The following is a 19,247-nucleotide window of genomic DNA, read 5'->3' on the forward strand; positions in this document are numbered from 1 at the left end:
GAAGGGGGTGTCCACATATGCCTCGCGAGGAATGGGCGAAGCCCAGGGGAAGAAAGGTCAACGACGCTGTTGCGCCGAGACGTCGAAGCGCGCCCGCGCGCTGGTCTTCGGCCAGATCAGCCCATCACAGAGGACGCATGCGAGCGGTCCCGTCACTCCCAGAGAGACAGGAGACCGCGGCGATCCTGAAGGAACCGGCAGGAAGATCCGACAGGCAACCACCGGCGATGATCACCCCAACTGTGAACAGGCGAGTGCGCACCCTTCCCCGCCGACCTGCCGCCACGCGCTAGGCCCCGCACCAGATCGGATACCGGCCGGCCCGCTGGTCGGTCACCTGCCGACCACGCGCTCGACCGGGAAGAGGGACAGGGCTGGAAGCCCGATCAGAGCGTGCCCCGGATCTGCGAACCCCGCAATCAAAGAGGCCGGAAAGAGAGAAAGGCTGATCAATACACGCCCATAACTACCGGAGGAAAACGCCAACCAATGTCCAGGATCAAAAGGCCGGGGCATTTGGCCTCGCCAGCGCGCAAGCGGCCACAGCCAACCGCATGACAGGTCAAGATGAGCGCCTCGGCTCTCGATCGGTTGCTGCAGATCGATGGACATAATCGGCTTTGACGAAAAGTGCCGATCAGAAAGATGGCGATTAGATACTCGCCGGGGGCCGAGGCGGTTGCACTGCCGTTGTGCCGCACCCCCTTACATCTCTCACGCCTCTACCTGCGCAGTGAGGCTTCGTCGGATCTCCTGACCATCCCGTCCCGGCGGCGATCCGAACAGGCGGCGATACTCGCGGCTGAACTGCGACGGGCTTTCGTAACCGATGGCATAGCCGATCCGCGCAACATCGGCGCCGTCGGCCAACAGCAGGCGACGCGCCTCCTGCAGGCGCAACTGCTTTTGGTATTGCACCGGCGTCATCGCCGTCACGGCTTTGAAGTGGCGGTGGAATGTGGCGGGGCTCATCCCCGCGATATCGGCAAGGTCCCGCACGTTCAACTGATCCGCAAAGCCCTCACGGATGCAGGCAATGGCCCGACCGATCCGCGCCATATGACTGCCAGCCAGCCCGATCTGACGCAGCGCCGGTCCCATCAGCCCGTTCAGCAGGAGCCAGGTGATCTCGCGCCGGATCATCGGCGCAAGAATTTCAATGTCACGCGGCCGGGCGCAGAGACGCAGCAATCGGCAGAGCGGATCGATCAGCTCCGGATCGAAGGCATGGACCGCCAGCGCAGCGCCCGCGGGCGCCTCTTCCGTCTTCCCCAGCTCCAGCAAAAGGTCAGAGATCGTCGCAGGGTCCAGCGCGAGACTGAAGGCCAGATAGGGGCGCTCCGGCGTCGCACGGGTGATCTCGGCCCGGATCGGCACATCCATCGACGCGATCAGGCATTTCCCCTCACCATAGCGATAGGCCCGATCGCCGAGCATGCTGGTCTTGGCGCCCTGCACCACAACGCACAGCGAGGGGCGGTAGACAGCGTGGATTGGGCCGGTCGGTGCCGTGACCGAGGTCAGCAGCAGGCCATCGACCGGGGTTTCCCGGCCATGCGCGCGCCATTGGCGGTCAATCAGGTCCTTGAGCGGCAAGAGGTCGTTGGTTTCCATGCCCTGCAATGTAGTCGGCAGCATGGCAGCACGCATCCCGAATTCCACCCGAATGAGAGGATCGTGCAAGAATATGCGAGGATCCGCGTCGCCGGTCCGCATGGGACAGCGCTATCTTCACCCTGCACCGGCAGCGCTGCTCCCGGCCCTGCCCCACACTGCGAAAGGAACTGCCCATGCGGTATCGCACTCTCGGCCCGAGCGGCCTTCTGGTCTCGGAACTCTGCCTCGGCACCATGACCTTCGGCGGATCGGACGGCATGTGGGGCCAGATCGGCCAATTGCAGCAGGATGAGGCCGACACACTGGTCAGAGCGGCCTTTGACGCCGGCATCAATTTCATCGACACCGCCAATGTCTACGCTGGCGGCGAGAGCGAGCGGATCCTCGGCCAGGCCATCCGCAACCTCGGCATCCCCCGCGACGATGTGGTGATCGCGACCAAGGTTCTGGGTCCGATGGGCGAAGGCCTGAACGCCCGAGGCGCCTCTCGCGCGCACATCATGGCGCAAGCAAGGGCCAGCCTTTCGCGCTTGCAGATGGACCATATCGACCTCTACCAGATCCACGGCTTCGACGCGGTGACACCGATTGCCGAGACGTTGGAGGCGCTCGACACGCTCGTGCGGCAAGGCCATGTGCGCTACATCGGCCTGTCGAACTGGGCGGCCTGGCAGATCGTCAGGGCCATCGGCATCGCCGAGGCGCGGAAGCTGGCACCGATCCTGTCACTTCAGGCCTATTACACTCTGGTAGGCCGCGATCTGGAGCGCGAGATCGCGCCGATGCTGCGCGCCGAAGGCCTCGGGCTCATGGTCTGGAGCCCGCTGGCCGGGGGCTTCCTGTCGGGTAATTACAGCGGCGGCACTACCGCCAATGACGGCCGGAGAGCGAGCTTCAACTTCCCGCCCGTGGATCTGGCGCGCGGCGATGCCGCCATTGCGGTGATGCGCGGGATCGCATCGGCCAAAGGCTGCACCGTGGCACAGGTCGCCCTCGCCTGGCTCTTGCACCAGCCGGTGGTGACCAGCGTGATCGTCGGCGCCAAGCGGATCGACCAGTTGCAGGACAATATCCGCTCGACCGAGGTGGTGCTGACCGCCGAGGATCTGGCCGCGCTCGACAGCGTGACAAAACTGCCACCCGAGTATCCGGGCTGGATGCTGGAGCGCCAATCGCAATATCGGGCACCCTTCGCCCCGCAAAAAGGCTGATATGCGCGCAACGTCCCGCCACAGTTGCGGCGGGGCGTTGTTCTGCCTGTCCCCCATAGCCAGCGGATGATGTTGAGGCTTTGGCGCGAACATGCCTCGACCGCATCGGCATCCAGGGCTGGCAAGCGCCCAGTTCTTCGTCCCCGGCGCCAAGCAAGATCGTTTCGCTCCGCATCCCGCTTGCGCCTTTGCTTGATGTTTCGGCGCGCGTGTCTATCTGATGGGCCAATTGCCTGCGCCAGGGTCGGCTGGCGCATGGTCAATCATACCCATGCCCGGCGAGGCGGGAAATGTCAGCCCGGCATCATGTCACGGATGCGATCCAGCAATGCCCTGCTGACAGGGATTCCATCGCGCAGGTTCCGCTGCCGAGTGGCATGTCGGCGGCTGCCTGGCAGCCGGGCACCCTGATCCGAAATCGCGTCAAGCATCTGCTCTGCCTCGGCCTGCTCCTTGTCCCCCGCCAGCAGAACGGGATTGAAGGCAATGATCAGCTCGCCATGGCAGGGTGCAGCGTTGTGCCCCTGATCAAAGGCCGCCGAGGCCCGACTGGTGCGGCCGCCAATCAGCGGGCCCGCCAGCAATTCAATCATCGTGGCCAGCGCCGATCCTTTGTGTCCGCCGAAGGGCAGCATCGCCCCGGCCAGAACCTCTGCCGGATCTGTAGTGGGCCGGCCCCCGGCATCCAGTCCCCAGCCTTCGGGGATGGATCTGCCCATTTGCCGATGCATCGCGATATCTGCGCGCGCGGCGGCCGTCGTGGCAAAGTCGAACACATAGGGGGCCTTGCCGCCGGTCCGCGGCCAGGCGAAGGCCAGTGGATTGGTGCCCAGAACTGGCCGCGTGCCGCCCGCAGGGGCCACCCAGTCATGGGTCGGGTTCATCGACATCGCAGCCAGACCCTGTGCCGCGATCTCCTCGACCAACGGCCAGAGCGCGGTCGCGTTAAAGCCGTTGTTGACCGCCAGGAATGCGATGCCCAGACTGCGCGCACTGGTGATCAGCGCGGGAAGGCCGGCCTGCGCCGCAAGGGCCGAGAAGCCGAAACGCTCATCGACGCGCAAAACCGCCGGGGTCACCTGCGTTACCACCGGAACCGCCCCCAAGTTGAATGCCGGATGGGCCATCGTGTCGCGCGTTCCGGGCAGTCGTTGCAAACCGTGGGACAGGCATCCGTCACGCTGCGCGCGCGTCAGGAACCCGGCCATGGCCGCCGCCTGCAGCTGCGACACCCCGTGAGATACCAGAAAGTCCTGCGCCAGCGCGAGGATCTCTGCCTCGGACATCCGTATCTCGTCAGACATGATGCACCTCCCTCACTGCGGGGCGAGCATATCGCCCGCGCTTTCCCTGTCCTTTTGCCCCAGCCGGTCGACAATCGTGGCCGAGGCCGTGTTCATGCCGATGACCTCGACCTGCGCCCCGGCGGCGCGGAACTTTGCGACGGCCGCCTCCAGTGCCTGCACCGACGAGATGTCCCAGATATGCGCATGGGTCACGTCAATCACCACCCGCGCGGGTAGGTCGCGGTAATCGAAGGCGGCGCTGAAATCTTCGACCGAGCCGTAGAACAACTGCCCCTCGACGCGGTAGGTGCGGGTATCGCCGTCTTCGCTGGAGGTCACCCGGAAAAGCTGCGCAATCTTGGCCGCGAAGAAGAGGCCAGAGAGCAGCACGCCCACCCCCACGCCAATGGCGAGGTTGTGGGTCCAGATCACCACCGCCACCGTGGCCAGCATCACCACCGAGCTTGACCGGGGATGGGTTCGCAGGTTCCCGAGCGAGGCCCAGGAGAACGTCCCGATCGACACCATAACCATGATCGCCACCAGCGCAGGCATCGGGATCAGGCTGACCCAATCGCCGAGGCTGACACAGAAAATCAGCAGCATCACCCCGGCAAAACCGCACGAGAGCCTCCCGCGCCCGCCGGATTTCACATTGATCATGCTCTGCCCGATCATCGCGCAACCGGCCATGCCGCCGATGAAACCGGTGCCGAAATTCGCCAGCCCCTGACCGATGCATTCCTGATTGCGGTCGGATTTCGTGTCGGTGATCTCGTCAATCAGATTGGCGGTCATCAGGCTTTCCAGAAGGCCGACCACGGCCACCGCCAGCGCATAGGGGACGATGATCCCCAGCGTCTCAAGGTTCAGCGGCACATCGGGCAGCAGGAAAACCGGCAATGTGTCGGGCAGCGCGCCCATATCGCCGACGTTGCGCACATCAAGATCCAGCGCCAGCACCAGCGCCGTCAGCACGATGATGGTGACAAGCGGGGACGGAATGGCGGTGGTCAGGCGCGGAAACAGGTAGATGATGACAAGGCCAAGCGCGACCAGTGGATAGGTCAGCATCGGCACTTTTGTTGGATCCAGCTCCGGCAGCTGCGCCAGAAAGATCAGGATAGCCAAAGCGTTGACGAAGCCGGTCATCACCGATTTCGACACATAGCGTTGCGTCGCCAACCGGGGATATGCGCTTCTGCACCGGCATTTTTTAGCCCAGTTGGGGTAGCGCCCTATGCCTCATAACCGAATGGCGTAAGCAAAAAAGAAAGGCCCGGTCACAAGGACCGGGCCGATTTGAGCGGATCGTGGCGAGGGCGACCACTGCCGCCCTCGTGAATGGTCATTCTGCAGCGATGCTCTGCGCCGGCACCTGCTCCTCGTCTTCGACGGGCTCATCGTCCTCACCGTCGCCCGTGAGGAAGTCAGGCAAGGTTTCCGCTTCGGCGCCACCTGCATCCGCTGCATCTGCGATGGCATCCTGAGCCTCCATCCGCAGCGGCTCCGGCAACCAGCCGCTACCTGCCAGCAGCCGCTCGGCTTCCGTCGCCATCTCGCCCTTCTTCAGATGGTCGATCAGCTGTGCAGCGCTTTCGCCCACACCTTCCCGCACGGCCTCGAGAATGCGCGCCTTGGTCACGCGGCCAAGGTAATTGGCGACCGTCGGCTTCCAGCCCGTCTCAACAAGGTCGAGACCGGTCACGCGCGCGAGACGATCCGCCTCATGCATGCGCCGGTCCAGTCCATGCTGGCTGATGCCATTGCCGCCATAGGGGTTCGGACGCTCATAGAGGGCGTTGACCCCGAAGCTGAGGCAATGTGCCAGCAGCGCCTGACGGCTGGCCTCGTCGAGAGCGTGCAGCCAGTCCCAGAGCCGATCGTCGCCATCATCGAGCGGGATATCCGCCCGCCATGCCGCGTGCCGCTCGTCGATGCTCTGCGCCGGGATCGAGTCGCCAAGATCCGGAGCCTGCACCGACAGATGCACTTCGCTGACGCGGGCTTGAAGCGCATTCCCGGAACTGCGGATGCCGAAGCAGTCGAGCACCAGCCGGTGCAAGAGCGCCGTCATCGCGACGCTCGGATTGCTGGCGACAGCATCGCGCAAAGCCAGGGTCCGATGCGCCGTCAGTTCGATCACCAAGCGTTCAGGCAACGGCTTGATCGCCTCGCCTTCGTCCTCCTCCTCCTCGAGCGCAGTGGCCGGCTCGCCCCCGAGGGTAATCACCGCGCGCTGATGATGGCCCTCCGGTTCGGCGCGCTGCCGCACCTCGCCGGTTTCGGGATCGACAATCTCGGGCTCCTGCTCCAGCGGTGCTTCATCCTCGGCGCGGACATAGCCGCGCTCGATCAGCAGCGTGCCGTCGACATCGAGGCTGACGAAGACCCCGGCCCGCGCCATCTGCGCCGCATCATAGATCATGGGCCGCATCTCGAAGGCGCCGAGGATTTTCTCGATCTCGCCCAGCCGGGCATCGACCTCATCCGGGTATTCATCGACCTGCGCATACTCGGCCTCGAGCCGGTCGTACTCGTCGCGCAGCGCCTCGCGGGTGGTGCGTTCATCCTCGGTCAGATCGACCGTGGTGCCGATCAGCTGCCGCATGCCATAGGCATGGCTGTAGGGAAAGCTGACCGCGACCTCGATCCATTTCCAGCCCTCGGCGGCGATGGTCTCAGCCTCGGCCTTCAGCTTCTCGTTCACCAGCCGGTCGAGCAAAACCGGATCCTGCAGCCAGCCGCCATCGTCCTGCTGGAAGAGATCGCGCAGCACATAGCCACCCGCCGCCTCATAGGCCTCGATGCCGACAAAGGTGACGCGCTTGTCGGAGGCCCGCACCGTGGTTTCGGTCAGCAGGCGGCGGATGTTGTAGGGCTCCTTCGACCAGCTGTCCTTCACCGCATCCCAGACCTGAACCTGGCGTTCGTGGTCGGAGGAGATGGTGAAGGCCATCAGCTGCTCCAGCGTCATGCCATCCTCGGCATAGATCTCGAGCAGTGCCGGCGCGACCGAGACCAGTCGCAGACGCTGTCTCACCACCTTGGCATCGACGAAAAAGGCGGCGGCAATGGCTTCTTCGGTCATGCCCTTCTCGCGCATGGCCTGAAAAGCGCGGAACTGATCGACGGGATGCAGCGGTGCGCGTTCGATGTTCTCGGCGAGCGAGACCTCGTCGATGAGCACATCGTCGGTTGCGTCGGACACGATGCAGGGGACCGGGGCGGTTTTGGCGAGGCGCTTCTGTTTCACCAGCACCTCCAGCGCCCGGAAGCGGCGGCCGCCAGCGGGCACCTCGAACATTCCGGTCTCGGTGCCATCCTCGCCCAGAACCGGGCGTACGTGCAGGGACTGGATCAGCCCGCGCCGCGCGATGGACTCGGCCAGTTCATCGACCGAGACGCCAGCCTTGACGCGGCGGACGTTGGACTGGCTCAGCACCAGCTTGTTGAAGGGAATGTCGCGCGAGGACGACAGGGTGATCTTCTGAACGGCAGTGGCCATGTCAGATACTCCGAGGACGGGCGCCGGGGAGACCCTCTCTCCGGCTACCAACCCGTCATGGAACGCCCCTCCCCTCTCTCCCTCTCCTGCCCGCCAGATCGGTAACGCCTGAGAGCATGATGACTGTCTCGGGCATTGATTTGTCCGGGATTTCCTTGGCCGGAGGTCTGGCCTGTGCAACAGTGAGACGATCCCGCCATGCGCCAGATCTTCCCTGTCCGCCAAAAGGAATGGTAATGTATCATCACATCCTGATTTCCACCGATGGATCGGAAACCGCCGCCAAGGGACTCGACCACGGCTTGACGCTGGCCAAGACCCTCGGCGCGAAGGTGACCATCGTCACCGTCACGGAAGCCTTCCCGATCTATGCAGCGGCCGCGGGCGGGGCATGGGTCGCGCCCATCGAGGTCAGCGGCGGGTTCGAGGAAAGCCAGAAGGAACTGGCCGATGGCATCCTGAGAACTGCGAAGGAAGCTGCGGACAAGATCGGTGTAGTCGCCGAGGTTCTGCATATCCCCAATGCCCAACCTGCCGAGGCGATTGTCGAGACGGCGAAAGTGCGGGATTGCAGCCTGATCTGCATGTCCTCGCACGGCCGGCGTGGCCTTGGTCGTCTGTTGCTCGGCAGCCAGACCGCCGAAGTTCTGGCACACAGCCCGGTCCCGGTGCTGGTCGTCCGCTGAGGTCGGACAGGGATGCCTGCGATGCAAATCGACCCGGCGCCCGACGCGTCTCCATCTCCGGAGCCCTGCGTTGTCCGACGATGACCTGCCATCTTCATGGCTCGACCTCCTGTGCGACGCGGAGGGTAAGCCTGAGGGAATCCTGTCGCTGATCGGGTCGGAGGAGAACGCGGAGACAGAGCAGATCGCCGAGCGCCTGACGGATCGCGGGCTCTTCAGGGTCATAAGCGCAAAGCGTTACCAACTGACCGATGCGGGGCGCGAAGTTCTTGCCAGGTCGCCCCGGTCAAAGGTGCGCAATGCCACCGGCAAAAGCGGATGGCTCGGCAGGCTGCTGTCACGGCGTTAATGCCGTACGTGCAGGCAAGACGACATACCCTTGGGCGGCATCCCGCCCAAGGTCCACCGCAGATCCTTGCGAGCAGAAGACGCGCTCCCTACTTCCTGGTCGGGCGAATATGCCAGCGACAACAAGAACATATGGGCATGCTGACAATGCGCTATCTGCTTGCATATTACTCCGGGACCACCAGCCAATGGCGGAGCCTCGACACCGATCTGCTGCCGCAGCAGATCAACAGAGCCGAAGAGCTCCCGGCGGCGCTGGAAAACGCACCGATGATCGCGCTGTCCTGGATGTTGGAGCGCCGCCCATTCGGCAGCTATCAGGCGACCGTAGACGGTAAGAGCGATGAATGCGTGATGGTCTATGAACTGGAGCCAACGGCGGCTTCACCGCTCGGCAATGGCACGGATTATGTTGGCCCCTGGTTGGAAATGTTCATGCAGACGAACGAGCCGATCGGAACAATCGCCCTCGGGGCAGGAAAGCCGATATCGAAGGAGGCGGCTATCGGCGCACTCCGGCAACTGGCGAGCACCCCGCTGCAAGCCTCAGATGAGGCATGCCAGCAGACCATAGGCCGCATGCGTGAATACGCACCGTCTGCGGCAGTGCACGCCGAAGCCCCGCCAGCAGTAAAGAAGCAGGAAACGGCTTGAACGGCCGCGCGACCAAAAATTGACGATTCCGGTCGCGCACCAAAGCTGACATGGTCATCGGGATCTAACAGGAGCGACCCCTATGACCACGATCAACGATATCGCCGCCAAAGTCGCGGAAGAGAATGGCCTGACCAAGGCTCAGGCCAAATCCGCTGTCGAGGCGGTCTTCAAAGCCGTGACCGACGCCGCCATTGCCGGTGAAGAAACCTCGATCCCCGGTTTTGGCAAGTTCAAGGTCAAGGAAACCGCCGAACGCGAAGGCCGCAACCCGGCCACCGGCGCAACCGTGACCATTGCTGCCTCAAAGAAACTGGCCTTTACGCCTGCCAAGGCCGTGAAAGACGCGCTGAAGGCGTGAGGCCACAGGCAGACCAGGCGCCTCTGCTGCATGGACAGGTTTCCCCTTGTAGCAGAGAGCTTTATCGCTCTCAGCCCTTCTCCTTGAGCCACTTCCGAATCCGGACTCGCGCATTGGCGTAGGGAGAAGACGTATTGAACTGGATCATCCGGCCCTTCGTCCATTTCCCATACCAGGGCCCGCCGTAGAGTTCGGCGTCGGACCGTGCGGAAATCGTGTTTACCAGCCGGGTCTTGGCCTCGGTCAGGCGTGCCAACAGACTGACCCAATCCAAAGCCTCATGATCCCCGGTAGAACTTCTGGGCCAGCAGACCGAGTTCATTCCATTTGAACCCGGCCTCGGGAAAATCGACCGGCTCGCCCCGGTCGTCACGATCCAGCCACTTGAGCACCAAATCGTTCCACTCGATCAGATAAGCTACCAAATCGGCTGGGCTCATCATTGTCCCCGCCGCGTGCCCCGCGAGTGATGCCTCCCTTGCACGGTCAGTTGAACCCCTCGCGAGATCGATGGTGAGGCGATCAAATGTCGTCGCAATCGCCTCCAGTAGCTCGGCTTTTGTACTTGGAACCACCATCCGGTGTTGATCTTCATGTCCATCTCCTTCGCTTGGCCCTCTAAGATGAGGGTTCCAACCGTTGGAAGGTCAACCCGACACGAATAAACTCAAGATGATGATGTTTCGGGAATCACAACGATGGAAGAGTTCCTGGCGAACGAAGGGAACCAAGCCCACGCTGAAGTGTTTGATATACCCATATAGGGTATCGGTAGCTCATGGATCAGAAGAATGCCAAAGCTCTCCGCTCGAGGCTCAGTCGGATCGAAGGTCAGGTGCGCGGCGTCGGCCAGATGGTCACGGACGGCCGCTATTGCATCGACATCCTGCATCAGATCCACGCGATCAAGGCCGCGCTGGCCATCGTTGAAACCGAAATCCTGAAATCCCACGCCGCCTGCTGCGTCGAAGACGCGATTGCGTCCGGCGATGCCGCCGAGCAGCGCAAGAAGTTCAACGAGCTGGTCGAGATCTTCGCCAAGGCCAAGCTTTGAATCTGGAGGAAACCGCAATGGCTGCCGCCACCGCGAAACATGCCGAACTCCATCGAATGGTCATGACCGAACATACTTGTCCCTGGGGGCTCAAATCGCTGGACCTTCTGCAACGGGAGGGCTACCAGGTCGAGGACCACAAGCTGACGTCTCGTGCCGAGGTTGATGCTTTCAAGAAAAAGCACGGCGTCGATACCACACCGCAGACCTTCATCGGCGGCAAGCGCATCGGCGGATACGACGATCTTCTCGCCTTCTTCGGCAAGGAGGTAAAGGACAAGGACGCCACCACCTATACGCCGGTGATCGCGCTGTTCGCGATGGCTGCGCTAATGGCGCTAGCGGCAAGTTGGGCCGCGTTCGGGAACCTTCTCACCGTCGAGGCGGCGGAATGGTTCATCGCCATCTCGATGTGTCTGCTTGCCCTGCAAAAGCTCAAGGACGTGGAGGGATTCGCCACCATGTTCCTGAACTACGACCTCCTGGCGCAACGTTGGGTGCGCTATTCCTACGTCTATCCATTCGCCGAAGCGCTGGCGGGCGTCCTGATGATGGCCGGCGCGCTCATGTGGCTGTCGATCCCCGTCGCCCTGTTCATCGGCACCGTTGGAGCCATATCGGTCTTCAAGGCGGTCTATATCGACAAGCGCGAACTCAAATGCGCTTGTGTCGGCGGTGACAGCAATGTGCCGCTCGGCTTCGTCTCGCTAACGGAGAACCTGATGATGGTTGGCATGGCGATCTGGATGCTACTCAAGCCCATGGGCATCGGCCTCGGACATTAAGCGAAAACAAAGGAGCCACGAGATGACTCATCCGTCCCACACAAGCAAGCACGAGCACACCAACGACAGCGCTGGCCGCCCCTATTTGATGTTCTGGATCAACATGGCGCTCGGCCTGGTCGTTATGTACGTTGTGATGTTCTCGATGATCGACGGGCTTCACGACTTCCACAACAATCTCAATATGTTCTACATGGCCGTGACGATGTGGGCGCCGATGGGCATCTTCATGCTGGCAACGATGCCCGGCATGTTTCCGCGAAAAGGACTCAATGTCGCCCTCTACGCCGTCTTCGTCGTCTTGACAGTCGGTTCGTTCGCCGCCACACGCGCCCAAACCCTGATCGATGACGAACAATTCATCGATTCGATGATCCCGCACCACTCGGGCGCGATCCTCATGTGCCGGGAAGCTTCTTTAAGCGACGCTGAATTACTGGCTCTTTGCGAAGAAATCATTGAGGCTCAAAGGAGCGAGATCGAACAAATGGAGACCATCAAGGCTCGCCTCGATCAAGGAGCTTAAGATCTGCGGCCTCGCTGTTAGCGCGTCGAGAACGAAGCAAGCGGGTGCGGGCAACGGATCGATCCATAAATGGGCTTAGATACTACTCTTTGAACCAAAGCGCCGAATGGCTCAAGACGTGCCATTGACAGGCCGATTTCATAGGGCCGAATAAGCGGCAAAAAACTCTTGACCCGTGCTGCAGGTACGCTTTCGATCTTGGAATTGGAGCATGAGAAAATTGACGGACGTGCTCCTCTTCTATCGAGGGGCAGAATTGAAAGCAGAGCACTAATTGCCTTTGTTCATCTCGGGGCGGACACCAGGTGAACCGCGATGGCACAATAGTCCAGCACAGCCTGCCAGGAGGTCAGCAGCGGGTTTTGGTTGAAATAGCGCGCAAGAATCTCACGCGCCTCAAGGATGACGGTTTGCTCCTGCTCAGTCATCGGCCCGCCCTCCGGCCCCGCCGGCAAGCGTTGCGCCCCCGTTGTCGTCATCATCTGACACGACGAATTGGAATTCTTGGGAGATGAAGTCGTTGAGCCGGATCGCCAGCTCCATATTCGTGGCAACCGGAAGGCCGAGCGCCATGAAGGCGGCATAGACAGCGGTATCCACTTTTTCGTCAAAGGTTTGCATCAGGGGTCTCCCGGAATGAGTAGCCCACTGCCCGCTTCTATGACGCCGCGAGCGCTTGGGCCGGGAATGGGAAGGGACGCGGCAACCGAGGACCAGCAGTAGGGCTGCCGCGTGATGATGTGACGAATGGGTGCGCGACTGGTGTCAGCCCGCGCGCTCCAGCAGCTTCTTGGCCTTGCCCTCCAGCTCAAGCCGGGTGTCCTGTTGGGTCTTGTCCCTCGCGAGGCGGGTAATCCCCTGAACAAAGTCGAAGATGCTCTCGGGCGGGTGCCCCTCCTCGACCAGGACCTTGTCGATGATCTTGCCCGCCTCCAGCTTCGAGAACCCGCGCTTGCGCAGGAAGGTTACACGGTCCTCGTCGGTCCGGGCCACGATCTGCTGGCGGGCCGCCTTGATCCCGTTGATGAACCCCGAGGGTGAGGAATTGGCAAAGCGGGTCAGCGCCGGTGCAGCCTCATGCGCGAACCGCGAGGCAGCATATTTCGAGTGGCGGATGGTGATCTCCTGGAATTCTTCCTGACCCCAGATGTTCCGGTTCTGGCACACGGCGCGTAGATAGAAACTGGCAATGCCAAGGGTCTTGGCCCCGACCTCCGAGTTCCAGCAATAGAAGCCGCGGAAGTAGAGATCCGGCGATCCATCGGGCAGCTTGCCCGCCTCGATGGGATTGTGATCGTCTACGAGGAAGAGGAACACATCGCGATCCGAGGCATAGAGCGTGGTCGTGTCGCGGGTGATGTCGACGTCCGGATTATAGACGCCGGTCGACCAGTCGAGCGTGCCCGGCACCTTCCACCGCGTGTCGCCGGTGCCATTGCCCGCGATACGTTGCACGGCCTCGACCAGCTCATGATCATAGATCCGGCCATAATCTGGGCCGGTCACCGCGCGTAGCTCAGTCCTGCCGTCTTCGGTTTCGAAGGTCTTGATCTGCTCGGCACGGTGACCCGAGAGGCCATACTGCAGATTGATCCCGGCCAGCGGGGCCGGCAGCTGGCGCAGATACGACGCCGGCGCCCCGACCAGGCTGGCAAGCTGACCAAAGGCCCAATGGGTCGGCGCCAACGGCGCATCCGCCTTCGGCAGGATCAACTGCAGCCGCTCGGCATTGTCGCGGCTGGCCTCGACATGGATCTTCGCCGTCTCGACAATGCGCGACGTGCTGCGCTCCGAGCGAGCCTTGACCGAGGCCCAGAGGTCATCAAGCGAGAGATAGCGCTCATCATCGGGCCGGTTGAACCATTCGGATGACACCCGGCCGTTGCGCTCACCCCGGCTGACATCCACCTTATAGCCGCCGCGCGGCGGTCGCGCGGGTTCCAGAATCTGCAATTTGTTCATGACAGTCACTCCGCGACGGGCCGCCGGAGGCCTCTCCCCCAGCCCGGACCCGTCACGGGCAAACCACCCGCTCTCTCACTCTGGAGCCGACAGGACTGCCGTTACCAGTATCGGTCTCACAATCCTTTCCGGATCATCTGTGCGGCCACGTCACGCCCATCGAGCAAAGTGCACAGCCCGATGCTGCGGTCGTAGCTAGTGCACCTGGTAGCCGCATCGCCTCGCACTGTTCCGCGCTCAGCACAGTCCAACGACCCGAACCGAACGGGCGTGCCCGCCACCTCAATTGTGTCGCCATCGCAAATATGACTGACAGGCCCCTCAATCACACGACGGGCTGTCAATTCAGGCAGCGCGCCGAGATGCGCGGGAAAGCGCTCCACCGCCATAAAACCCAGCAACAACGCACCGCCCATCACAGACAAAAACTGTAGAGGCCGGTTACGACTACCCGCTCGTTTCCGAGGCCAAGGTACCGATCGCAGCGCAGTGACGCGCTTGGAAGGCAGAGACTGTCTTCTTCTGCTCATGCGGCAGCATTAGAGCACGCAACCATGTCTGACCATGTCCCCGAAAGGGGAATTGCCCATCACTGCACGCTGCCCTATCAATGTTGCAGAACAAAGTGGACCTTGATGACCGATATCAACTTCGACGCGCTTTCGCTGAGCGAACTGAAACAAATGGAAAAGTCAGTCGCCAAGGCGATCACCTCCTTTGAAGATCGCCGCAAAGCCGAGGCCCGCGCCAGGGTCGATGAGTTGGCCCGCGAACTCGGTTATTCGTTCGAGGAACTTGCCGATGCGGCAACCGCGCGCCAACGCTCTCCCTCGGTAGCGAAATATCGTCATCCAGAAAACCCGGAACTGACCTGGTCCGGGCGGGGACGCAAACCGGGCTGGATCGGTGACGCGCTGGCCTCCGGAAAATCGCTCGAAGATTTCGCTATCTGATCAACAGGGCGGGGAACGACAGGCCCTGGCTCGCATTGCGAGACGAGGAAGCCATGACCAACGACCTTGTGCGCAAGATTGCCTCGGTCATGTCCAAGGCGATGACGCTGATCTGTGTTCGGAATACGTGTCTTGAAACCCTGCATGCAGGCCCGGGAGTGGTCAGCCATACAGGGGACTATTCTGATGTGCTCGTGACGGACGCCAACGGCCGACAAATCCCATGGTCGGAGGTTTCCAGGATCAGCGATGACGAAATGCGCGACTTGATGCGCGAAATCGTCAATCGGCTCTACACATTCAAGTTGCGGGTCGGCGAACAAGAGTTTCGCGACTACCTGGACCGACAGCTCACCTCGACCCAAAACTGGGATGAACCCAGGCACGACTGGAACCTTGCAGGTCGAAAACGCACGAGGCGCTCGGGCCTGATGCGCCAGTTGCCCCCGCGACCGAAGACCCTAGCGCCTGACCAGAGCGCTATGGAACCGAGCAACGCAACATCTTGCTCCTAACCCCCTGAAACCGATACACTGCCCTTGGGGACGCCACGCGTCGTCCCTGGGGCGTGGAAACCTCTGAACCTGTCGGTATTGGCGTCGGCCGAAACGGCGCCGATTCCTTGACCATGCGGTCGGGGAGCCTGTGACGTATGTCCAGGCGCTCCGGTGCTAAAGGTCATAGGGACCGGACAGGTTCGGTTTTCCAACTCCCCGATCATGGGTCAGGAAGCGATTGCGGGGGCGTACCGCAGCATTCGCTTCTGTCCGGTATAGGGTGGGCCGAGTTGGACGGCGATCTGGATGGTTTTGACAGGCAACTCGGGGACAGGCTGAAGGCGCTGCGGACAAGACGCGGCCTGTCACTGGCAGATGTCGCCTCGGAAATCGGTATCAGCTATCAACAACTGCAAAAACACGAAAGCGGCCGAAACAGCCTAACAATTTACCGACTGGTAAGGATCGCCAATGCGCTCGAAGTAGACCCGCAAACGATCCTGGAGATGCTAAACTCGCCCGACGGCCAAGGAGAGCTATCAAGATTTTTGCCCCCGCAACGGCTCGGCGAGCGTCATAGACTTCTTAAGGCATATTTTGCGCTGCCAGAGGAAATCAGGTCGGCATTCCTGAACCTCATCGAGGGCACAGCGGCCACGAGCTGACATGGGCGGATTGGACGCAGCAGCCCATGCACGCCTTGGTTTGCTATGGTCAACGAGCCGACACAGCGGCTCGTCACAGCACTCTAATTCTTGACGTCAAGAGCCATGATGGGCCGAGAGCGGACTGTCGCTGCGCAAAGGATGGAGGTCAGCAATGCGAACAAAGCGCTAATTCGCTGCAGTTACTCGAACGACCGCTTCACGGTGAATCTAAATTCGTTCGGCAAAGCGCCTGATGCGTTGCACCAGGCGTCTCCTGTTCCTGTCACATCGCGTTACTTGATGGCGAGGATGTCGAAGTTGTGGACGTTAGCGACCACACCGTCGTCCCACCCGCCAGCGACCAACTCCGCTGCCCGTTCCTTCAGCAGCCCGGCGACTTGACCGGCAAAGTGTGCTTCACGGCCAGCATTGTTGGCGAAGATGTCGAAGATTGCGAAGGATGTTTCGTCAATCTGCAGCGCCGCCCAGAACAATGTGCCGGGTTCGGTTTCTCCGACGATGGGACCAGCTGCGGTCAGCAAGGCGGCCAGTTCCGGCCCTTTGCCGGGTGCTGCTTCGAGCGTGATATACGTGGCTGTCGTGGCCGAGTTGAGATCAACCGGTTCCCTCATCGACAGGACATCGGAATTGTTGATATTCGCGACAACACCATCGTCCCAGCCCCCGGCGACCAGCGCCTCGGCATTTTGGTTCAAAGCCGCGGCCACAGCGCCGGAGAAATGCGCATTGCGCGCTTCTTCATCCACGAAGATATCAAAGATCGCGAGCGTATCTTCGGCTTGCAAGGCAAACCAAAGCACGGTGCCTGGTTCGTTGTCCGCGACAATCGGGGCGGCTCCGGCCAGAAATTTGGCGAATGCTTCGGTCTGGCCTTCAGCGGCGGGCATGGCGATGTAGCTGGCAGTGCGATTTTCCATTGGGGCTTCCTGTGCGAGTGCAGATGTCGTGATCAAGGCCAAAGCGGCGAGTGTCTTGAGAATTTGGGCTTTCATGGTCGCCTCCTGATCGACAGGTCGTCGTGGTTGGTTTCGATGCACCCTTTTCTCATGCCGAGTGCCTCAGACACCAATCCCGAACTTCTATTCTTTGATAGACATGTGCTATGGTGAACTTCATGGCGGAAAGTGACGGAGACCGTGGCAGTGGAGATGAACCAGATCAGGTATTTTTTGGCTGTCTGCCAGCATCGCAACTTCACCCATGCCGCCAGCGCCTCAAATGTTTCCCAACCGTCCCTGACGACCGCGATCAAGAAACTTGAACACGAGCTCGGGGGTGATCTGTTTGTCAGGGACCGCGCGGGATGCAGGTTGACGGCACTCGGAAAACTCATGCAGCCAAGACTACAGAAAGCGTATCACGAAACGCAGGCAGCTAAGGCAGAAGCCGTCCGCCACGCGCGACTAGAGCGGGTTCCTATTTCTGTCGGTGTTGGCGAAACGATTGGTCACAACCGGATTTCAGCCGCCGTGGAACGCTTCCGTACACGATTGCCGCAAGCCGAAATAGAGTTGATCGTGGCGTCTGCCTCCAAGCTTCTGGCCGGATTGCGAGAGGGTGAATTTGATGTCGTTGTCACAGCGGCGACGGTCAGCGAAGACCTCTATCGAATAGACCAGCTCTATGACGAGTCCTACAAGGTTGTGGTGTCCAAGTCGCACCCGTTGTCTGAACGGGGCGCTGTTTCTCTTTCGACACTCGCTGAAACTGACATGCTCGATCGACCCAATTGCGAAATGCGCGATGCGTTGCATCGGACATGTGCAGACCAGGGTCACGAACTCTACGCGGCCTATCGGTCAAATCGCGTGGATTGGTTAGTCGAACTCGCGCGGCAGGGATTAGGCGCGGTGATTTTGCCAACCACGGCAATTCCAGCAGACAGTGGCCTCGTTTCGATACCCATCGACGGCCTTGAAATTTCGCGAACTGTTTCTGCTCTTCGTTATCGGCACCAAACGACGAGACCAGAGACAAATGATCTGATCCGTGAGATTGCGCGTGCGTAGGTGTACTATCATTGATGGCCGACATTCGCGCATAGTACATTAACTGGTACTTCAGTGACCTGATAAATAAAATATTCTGCGATCGCAACAGATATTCATCAACTATTGCCCTGAAAAGATGCTTTTGGTTGATTTAGTGCCTCAACGGCACCGCGATGCTTAAGAGATGGAGTCTCTTGCGAAAGCGGTGGGCTCGCTTTTTCAAGGCCTTCGAGAATGGGGCAGTCAGGCCGGTTATCACCCGAGCAGCAGGACGCGAGCTTCTCAAGGGTAGCTGCCATTTGCTTCAGCTCCTGAACTTTCGAGTTGAGGCGTTCAATCTGGATCAGCGCGATCCTTTTTACATCCGCGCTATGGCGGCTCCGATCCTGCCAAAGTTGCAGAAGTTCTGCTATTTCCGTGACCGAAAACCCAAGATCTCGAGATTTTCGGATGAATTGCAGAACATGAACATCCTGTTCCGAATAGTCGCGGTAACCTGAGCTTTTCCGATCCGCAGCCCTGATCAGACCCGTCTGCTCATAATAGCGGATCATCTTGGCGCTCACGCCCGAAGCTTCGGCAGCCTGACCAATGTTCATCACGCACTCCTTTCGGCCGATAGATGCCAGGTTACGAAGGCCATTATATTTTCCCTGTCACGCGCTGGCCAGTTGGAGGTGCATAGCGACGCAGGCGAAGTGCATTTCCCAAGACGAAGACACTCGAAAGCGCCATTGCGCCGGCGGCGAGCACGGGCGAGAGCAAGATCCCCCATGCGGGATAGAGGACTCCCGCTGCAACAGGAATCAAAGCTGCATTGTATGCGAAAGCCCAGAACAGATTTTGGCGGATATTCCCGATCGTCGCCTTGGAGAGCGCGATGGCGTTGGGAACCCCCTGAAGACTGCCAGACCCCACATTTCCCAAGTAAGGCGCTGATTTCGCTGTCCTGACCATTACATTTCCTATATAAAACATGGTGTTGAAGGCTGCGATGGGCGCGTTTCATGGATCACCCAGAGGGTGCGGGCTTGCAACGGGCAGATCGGGTGGATTTCGACCCTCGCGTGCGGCTGGAATTTCGCGGCACGCAGCTCAGTTCCGACGGCGGCCTTCTGGTGATGCGCGAGCTTGATGACG

22 protein-coding genes and 2 pseudogenes are annotated in these 19,247 nt (G+C 60.9%); 12 read left to right on the forward strand and 12 right to left on the reverse strand.

From position 1 onward, the window contains the following. Positions 1–714 precede the first annotated feature (714 nt). On the reverse strand, positions 715–1,614 hold the full coding sequence (locus tag CDV49_RS18165; protein WP_035715154.1) for an AraC family transcriptional regulator: 900 nt from the start codon (positions 1,612–1,614) through the stop codon (positions 715–717). A gap of 176 nt (positions 1,615–1,790) precedes the next feature. On the opposite strand from CDV49_RS18165, the gene CDV49_RS18170 reads away from it, so the two are divergent. Next, positions 1,791–2,828: an aldo/keto reductase gene (locus CDV49_RS18170; RefSeq protein WP_035715112.1), complete on the forward strand. Its 1,038-nt coding sequence runs from the start codon at positions 1,791–1,793 to the stop codon at positions 2,826–2,828. A 293-nt stretch (positions 2,829–3,121) separates the two neighbouring features. Here CDV49_RS18170 and CDV49_RS18175 read toward each other — a convergent pair whose 3' ends face one another. The 3 genes and pseudogenes from CDV49_RS18175 to CDV49_RS18185 form a co-directional block, all read right to left on the reverse strand. Beyond that, on the reverse strand, positions 3,122–4,132 hold the full coding sequence (locus CDV49_RS18175; RefSeq protein WP_035715113.1) for an Ldh family oxidoreductase: 1,011 nt from the start codon (positions 4,130–4,132) through the stop codon (positions 3,122–3,124). A 12-nt stretch (positions 4,133–4,144) separates the two neighbouring features. Then, positions 4,145–5,287 (reverse strand): annotated as a pseudogene (locus CDV49_RS18180) (SulP family inorganic anion transporter); the annotation flags it as partial. A gap of 175 nt (positions 5,288–5,462) precedes the next feature. After that, entirely contained in the window at positions 5,463–7,622 is a 2,160-nt protein-coding gene (locus CDV49_RS18185) for a ParB/RepB/Spo0J family partition protein (RefSeq protein ID WP_035715115.1), read from the reverse strand. A gap of 236 nt (positions 7,623–7,858) precedes the next feature. Here CDV49_RS18185 and CDV49_RS18190 point away from each other — a divergent pair, with 236 nt between their 5' ends. The 4 genes from CDV49_RS18190 to CDV49_RS18205 all read left to right on the forward strand — a co-directional run bounded on the left by CDV49_RS18190 (position 7,859) and on the right by CDV49_RS18205 (position 9,671). Beyond that, the gene (locus CDV49_RS18190; RefSeq protein ID WP_035715118.1) at positions 7,859–8,308 is read left to right on the forward strand and encodes a universal stress protein; all 450 of its coding nucleotides are present in this window, start codon (positions 7,859–7,861) and stop codon (positions 8,306–8,308) included. Between the two features lie 70 nt (positions 8,309–8,378). Further along, a complete protein-coding gene (locus CDV49_RS18195; protein ID WP_035715120.1) occupies positions 8,379–8,657 on the forward strand; it encodes a hypothetical protein in 279 nt (92 codons plus the stop codon). A 131-nt stretch (positions 8,658–8,788) separates the two neighbouring features. Continuing rightward, entirely contained in the window at positions 8,789–9,310 is a 522-nt protein-coding gene (locus CDV49_RS18200) for a hypothetical protein (RefSeq protein WP_035715123.1), read from the forward strand. A gap of 82 nt (positions 9,311–9,392) precedes the next feature. Further along, on the forward strand, positions 9,393–9,671 hold the full coding sequence (locus tag CDV49_RS18205; protein ID WP_020952657.1) for an HU family DNA-binding protein: 279 nt from the start codon (positions 9,393–9,395) through the stop codon (positions 9,669–9,671). Between the two features lie 70 nt (positions 9,672–9,741). Here CDV49_RS18205 and CDV49_RS21025 read toward each other — a convergent pair whose 3' ends face one another. Further along, on the reverse strand, positions 9,742–9,927 hold the full coding sequence (locus CDV49_RS21025) for a ClbS/DfsB family four-helix bundle protein (RefSeq protein ID WP_276946787.1): 186 nt from the start codon (positions 9,925–9,927) through the stop codon (positions 9,742–9,744). 22 nt (positions 9,928–9,949) lie between these two features. Next, a complete protein-coding gene (locus tag CDV49_RS21030; RefSeq protein ID WP_276946786.1) occupies positions 9,950–10,249 on the reverse strand; it encodes a ClbS/DfsB family four-helix bundle protein in 300 nt (99 codons plus the stop codon). Between the two features lie 200 nt (positions 10,250–10,449). Here CDV49_RS21030 and CDV49_RS18215 point away from each other — a divergent pair, with 200 nt between their 5' ends. The 3 genes from CDV49_RS18215 to CDV49_RS18225 are packed head-to-tail and all read left to right on the forward strand — an operon-like array spanning position 10,450 to position 12,036. Further along, on the forward strand, positions 10,450–10,725 hold the full coding sequence (locus CDV49_RS18215; RefSeq protein WP_035715126.1) for a metal-sensitive transcriptional regulator: 276 nt from the start codon (positions 10,450–10,452) through the stop codon (positions 10,723–10,725). Positions 10,726–10,742: 17 nt separating this feature from the next. After that, entirely contained in the window at positions 10,743–11,510 is a 768-nt protein-coding gene (locus CDV49_RS18220) for a glutaredoxin family protein (protein ID WP_035715129.1), read from the forward strand. A 22-nt stretch (positions 11,511–11,532) separates the two neighbouring features. Continuing rightward, complete coding sequence (locus CDV49_RS18225; RefSeq protein WP_035715132.1) at positions 11,533–12,036, forward strand: DUF305 domain-containing protein; 504 nt, start codon at positions 11,533–11,535, stop codon at positions 12,034–12,036. A 284-nt stretch (positions 12,037–12,320) separates the two neighbouring features. Here the strand turns inward: CDV49_RS18225 and CDV49_RS20560 are convergent, their stop codons facing one another. From CDV49_RS20560 to CDV49_RS18235, 3 genes are all read right to left on the reverse strand, one after another. Beyond that, the gene (locus CDV49_RS20560; RefSeq protein ID WP_156969594.1) at positions 12,321–12,464 is read right to left on the reverse strand and encodes a hypothetical protein; all 144 of its coding nucleotides are present in this window, start codon (positions 12,462–12,464) and stop codon (positions 12,321–12,323) included. Continuing rightward, positions 12,457–12,657 (reverse strand): hypothetical protein, encoded by a 201-nt coding sequence (locus CDV49_RS18230; RefSeq protein WP_035715135.1) that lies wholly within the window; start codon positions 12,655–12,657, stop codon positions 12,457–12,459. The genes CDV49_RS20560 and CDV49_RS18230 overlap by 8 nt, the downstream gene beginning before the upstream one ends. Positions 12,658–12,801: 144 nt before the next feature. Continuing rightward, positions 12,802–13,998, reverse strand: a complete 1,197-nt coding sequence (locus CDV49_RS18235) for a hypothetical protein (protein ID WP_035715137.1) — start codon at positions 13,996–13,998, stop codon at positions 12,802–12,804. 635 nt (positions 13,999–14,633) lie between these two features. Here CDV49_RS18235 and CDV49_RS18245 point away from each other — a divergent pair. From CDV49_RS18245 to CDV49_RS18255, 3 genes are all read left to right on the forward strand, one after another. Further along, on the forward strand, positions 14,634–14,951 hold the full coding sequence (locus CDV49_RS18245; protein WP_035715141.1) for an H-NS histone family protein: 318 nt from the start codon (positions 14,634–14,636) through the stop codon (positions 14,949–14,951). Positions 14,952–15,004: 53 nt separating this feature from the next. Then, positions 15,005–15,466 (forward strand): hypothetical protein, encoded by a 462-nt coding sequence (locus tag CDV49_RS18250; protein WP_176408622.1) that lies wholly within the window; start codon positions 15,005–15,007, stop codon positions 15,464–15,466. A gap of 272 nt (positions 15,467–15,738) precedes the next feature. Beyond that, complete coding sequence (locus tag CDV49_RS18255) at positions 15,739–16,113, forward strand: helix-turn-helix domain-containing protein (protein WP_169743207.1); 375 nt, start codon at positions 15,739–15,741, stop codon at positions 16,111–16,113. Positions 16,114–16,388: 275 nt separating this feature from the next. Here the strand turns inward: CDV49_RS18255 and CDV49_RS18260 are convergent, their stop codons facing one another. After that, complete coding sequence (locus CDV49_RS18260) at positions 16,389–17,108, reverse strand: putative quinol monooxygenase (RefSeq protein WP_035715144.1); 720 nt, start codon at positions 17,106–17,108, stop codon at positions 16,389–16,391. Between the two features lie 156 nt (positions 17,109–17,264). Here CDV49_RS18260 and CDV49_RS18265 point away from each other — a divergent pair, with 156 nt between their 5' ends. Next, positions 17,265–18,125 carry a LysR family transcriptional regulator gene (locus tag CDV49_RS18265; protein ID WP_211253717.1) on the forward strand — a complete coding sequence of 287 codons (861 nt, stop codon included), beginning with the start codon at positions 17,265–17,267 and terminating at the stop codon, positions 18,123–18,125. A 98-nt stretch (positions 18,126–18,223) separates the two neighbouring features. Here CDV49_RS18265 and cueR read toward each other — a convergent pair whose 3' ends face one another. Next, positions 18,224–18,706 carry a Cu(I)-responsive transcriptional regulator gene (gene cueR, locus CDV49_RS18270; RefSeq protein WP_084684281.1) on the reverse strand — a complete coding sequence of 161 codons (483 nt, stop codon included), beginning with the start codon at positions 18,704–18,706 and terminating at the stop codon, positions 18,224–18,226. A gap of 43 nt (positions 18,707–18,749) precedes the next feature. Beyond that, positions 18,750–19,019: pseudogene (locus tag CDV49_RS18275) on the reverse strand (heavy metal translocating P-type ATPase); the annotation flags it as partial. Positions 19,020–19,247: the final 228 nt, after the last annotated feature.

Origin of the sequence: Haematobacter genomosp. 1 (assembly GCF_002196855.1) — a bacterium.
Classification (GTDB): Bacteria; Pseudomonadota; Alphaproteobacteria; order Rhodobacterales; family Rhodobacteraceae; genus Haematobacter.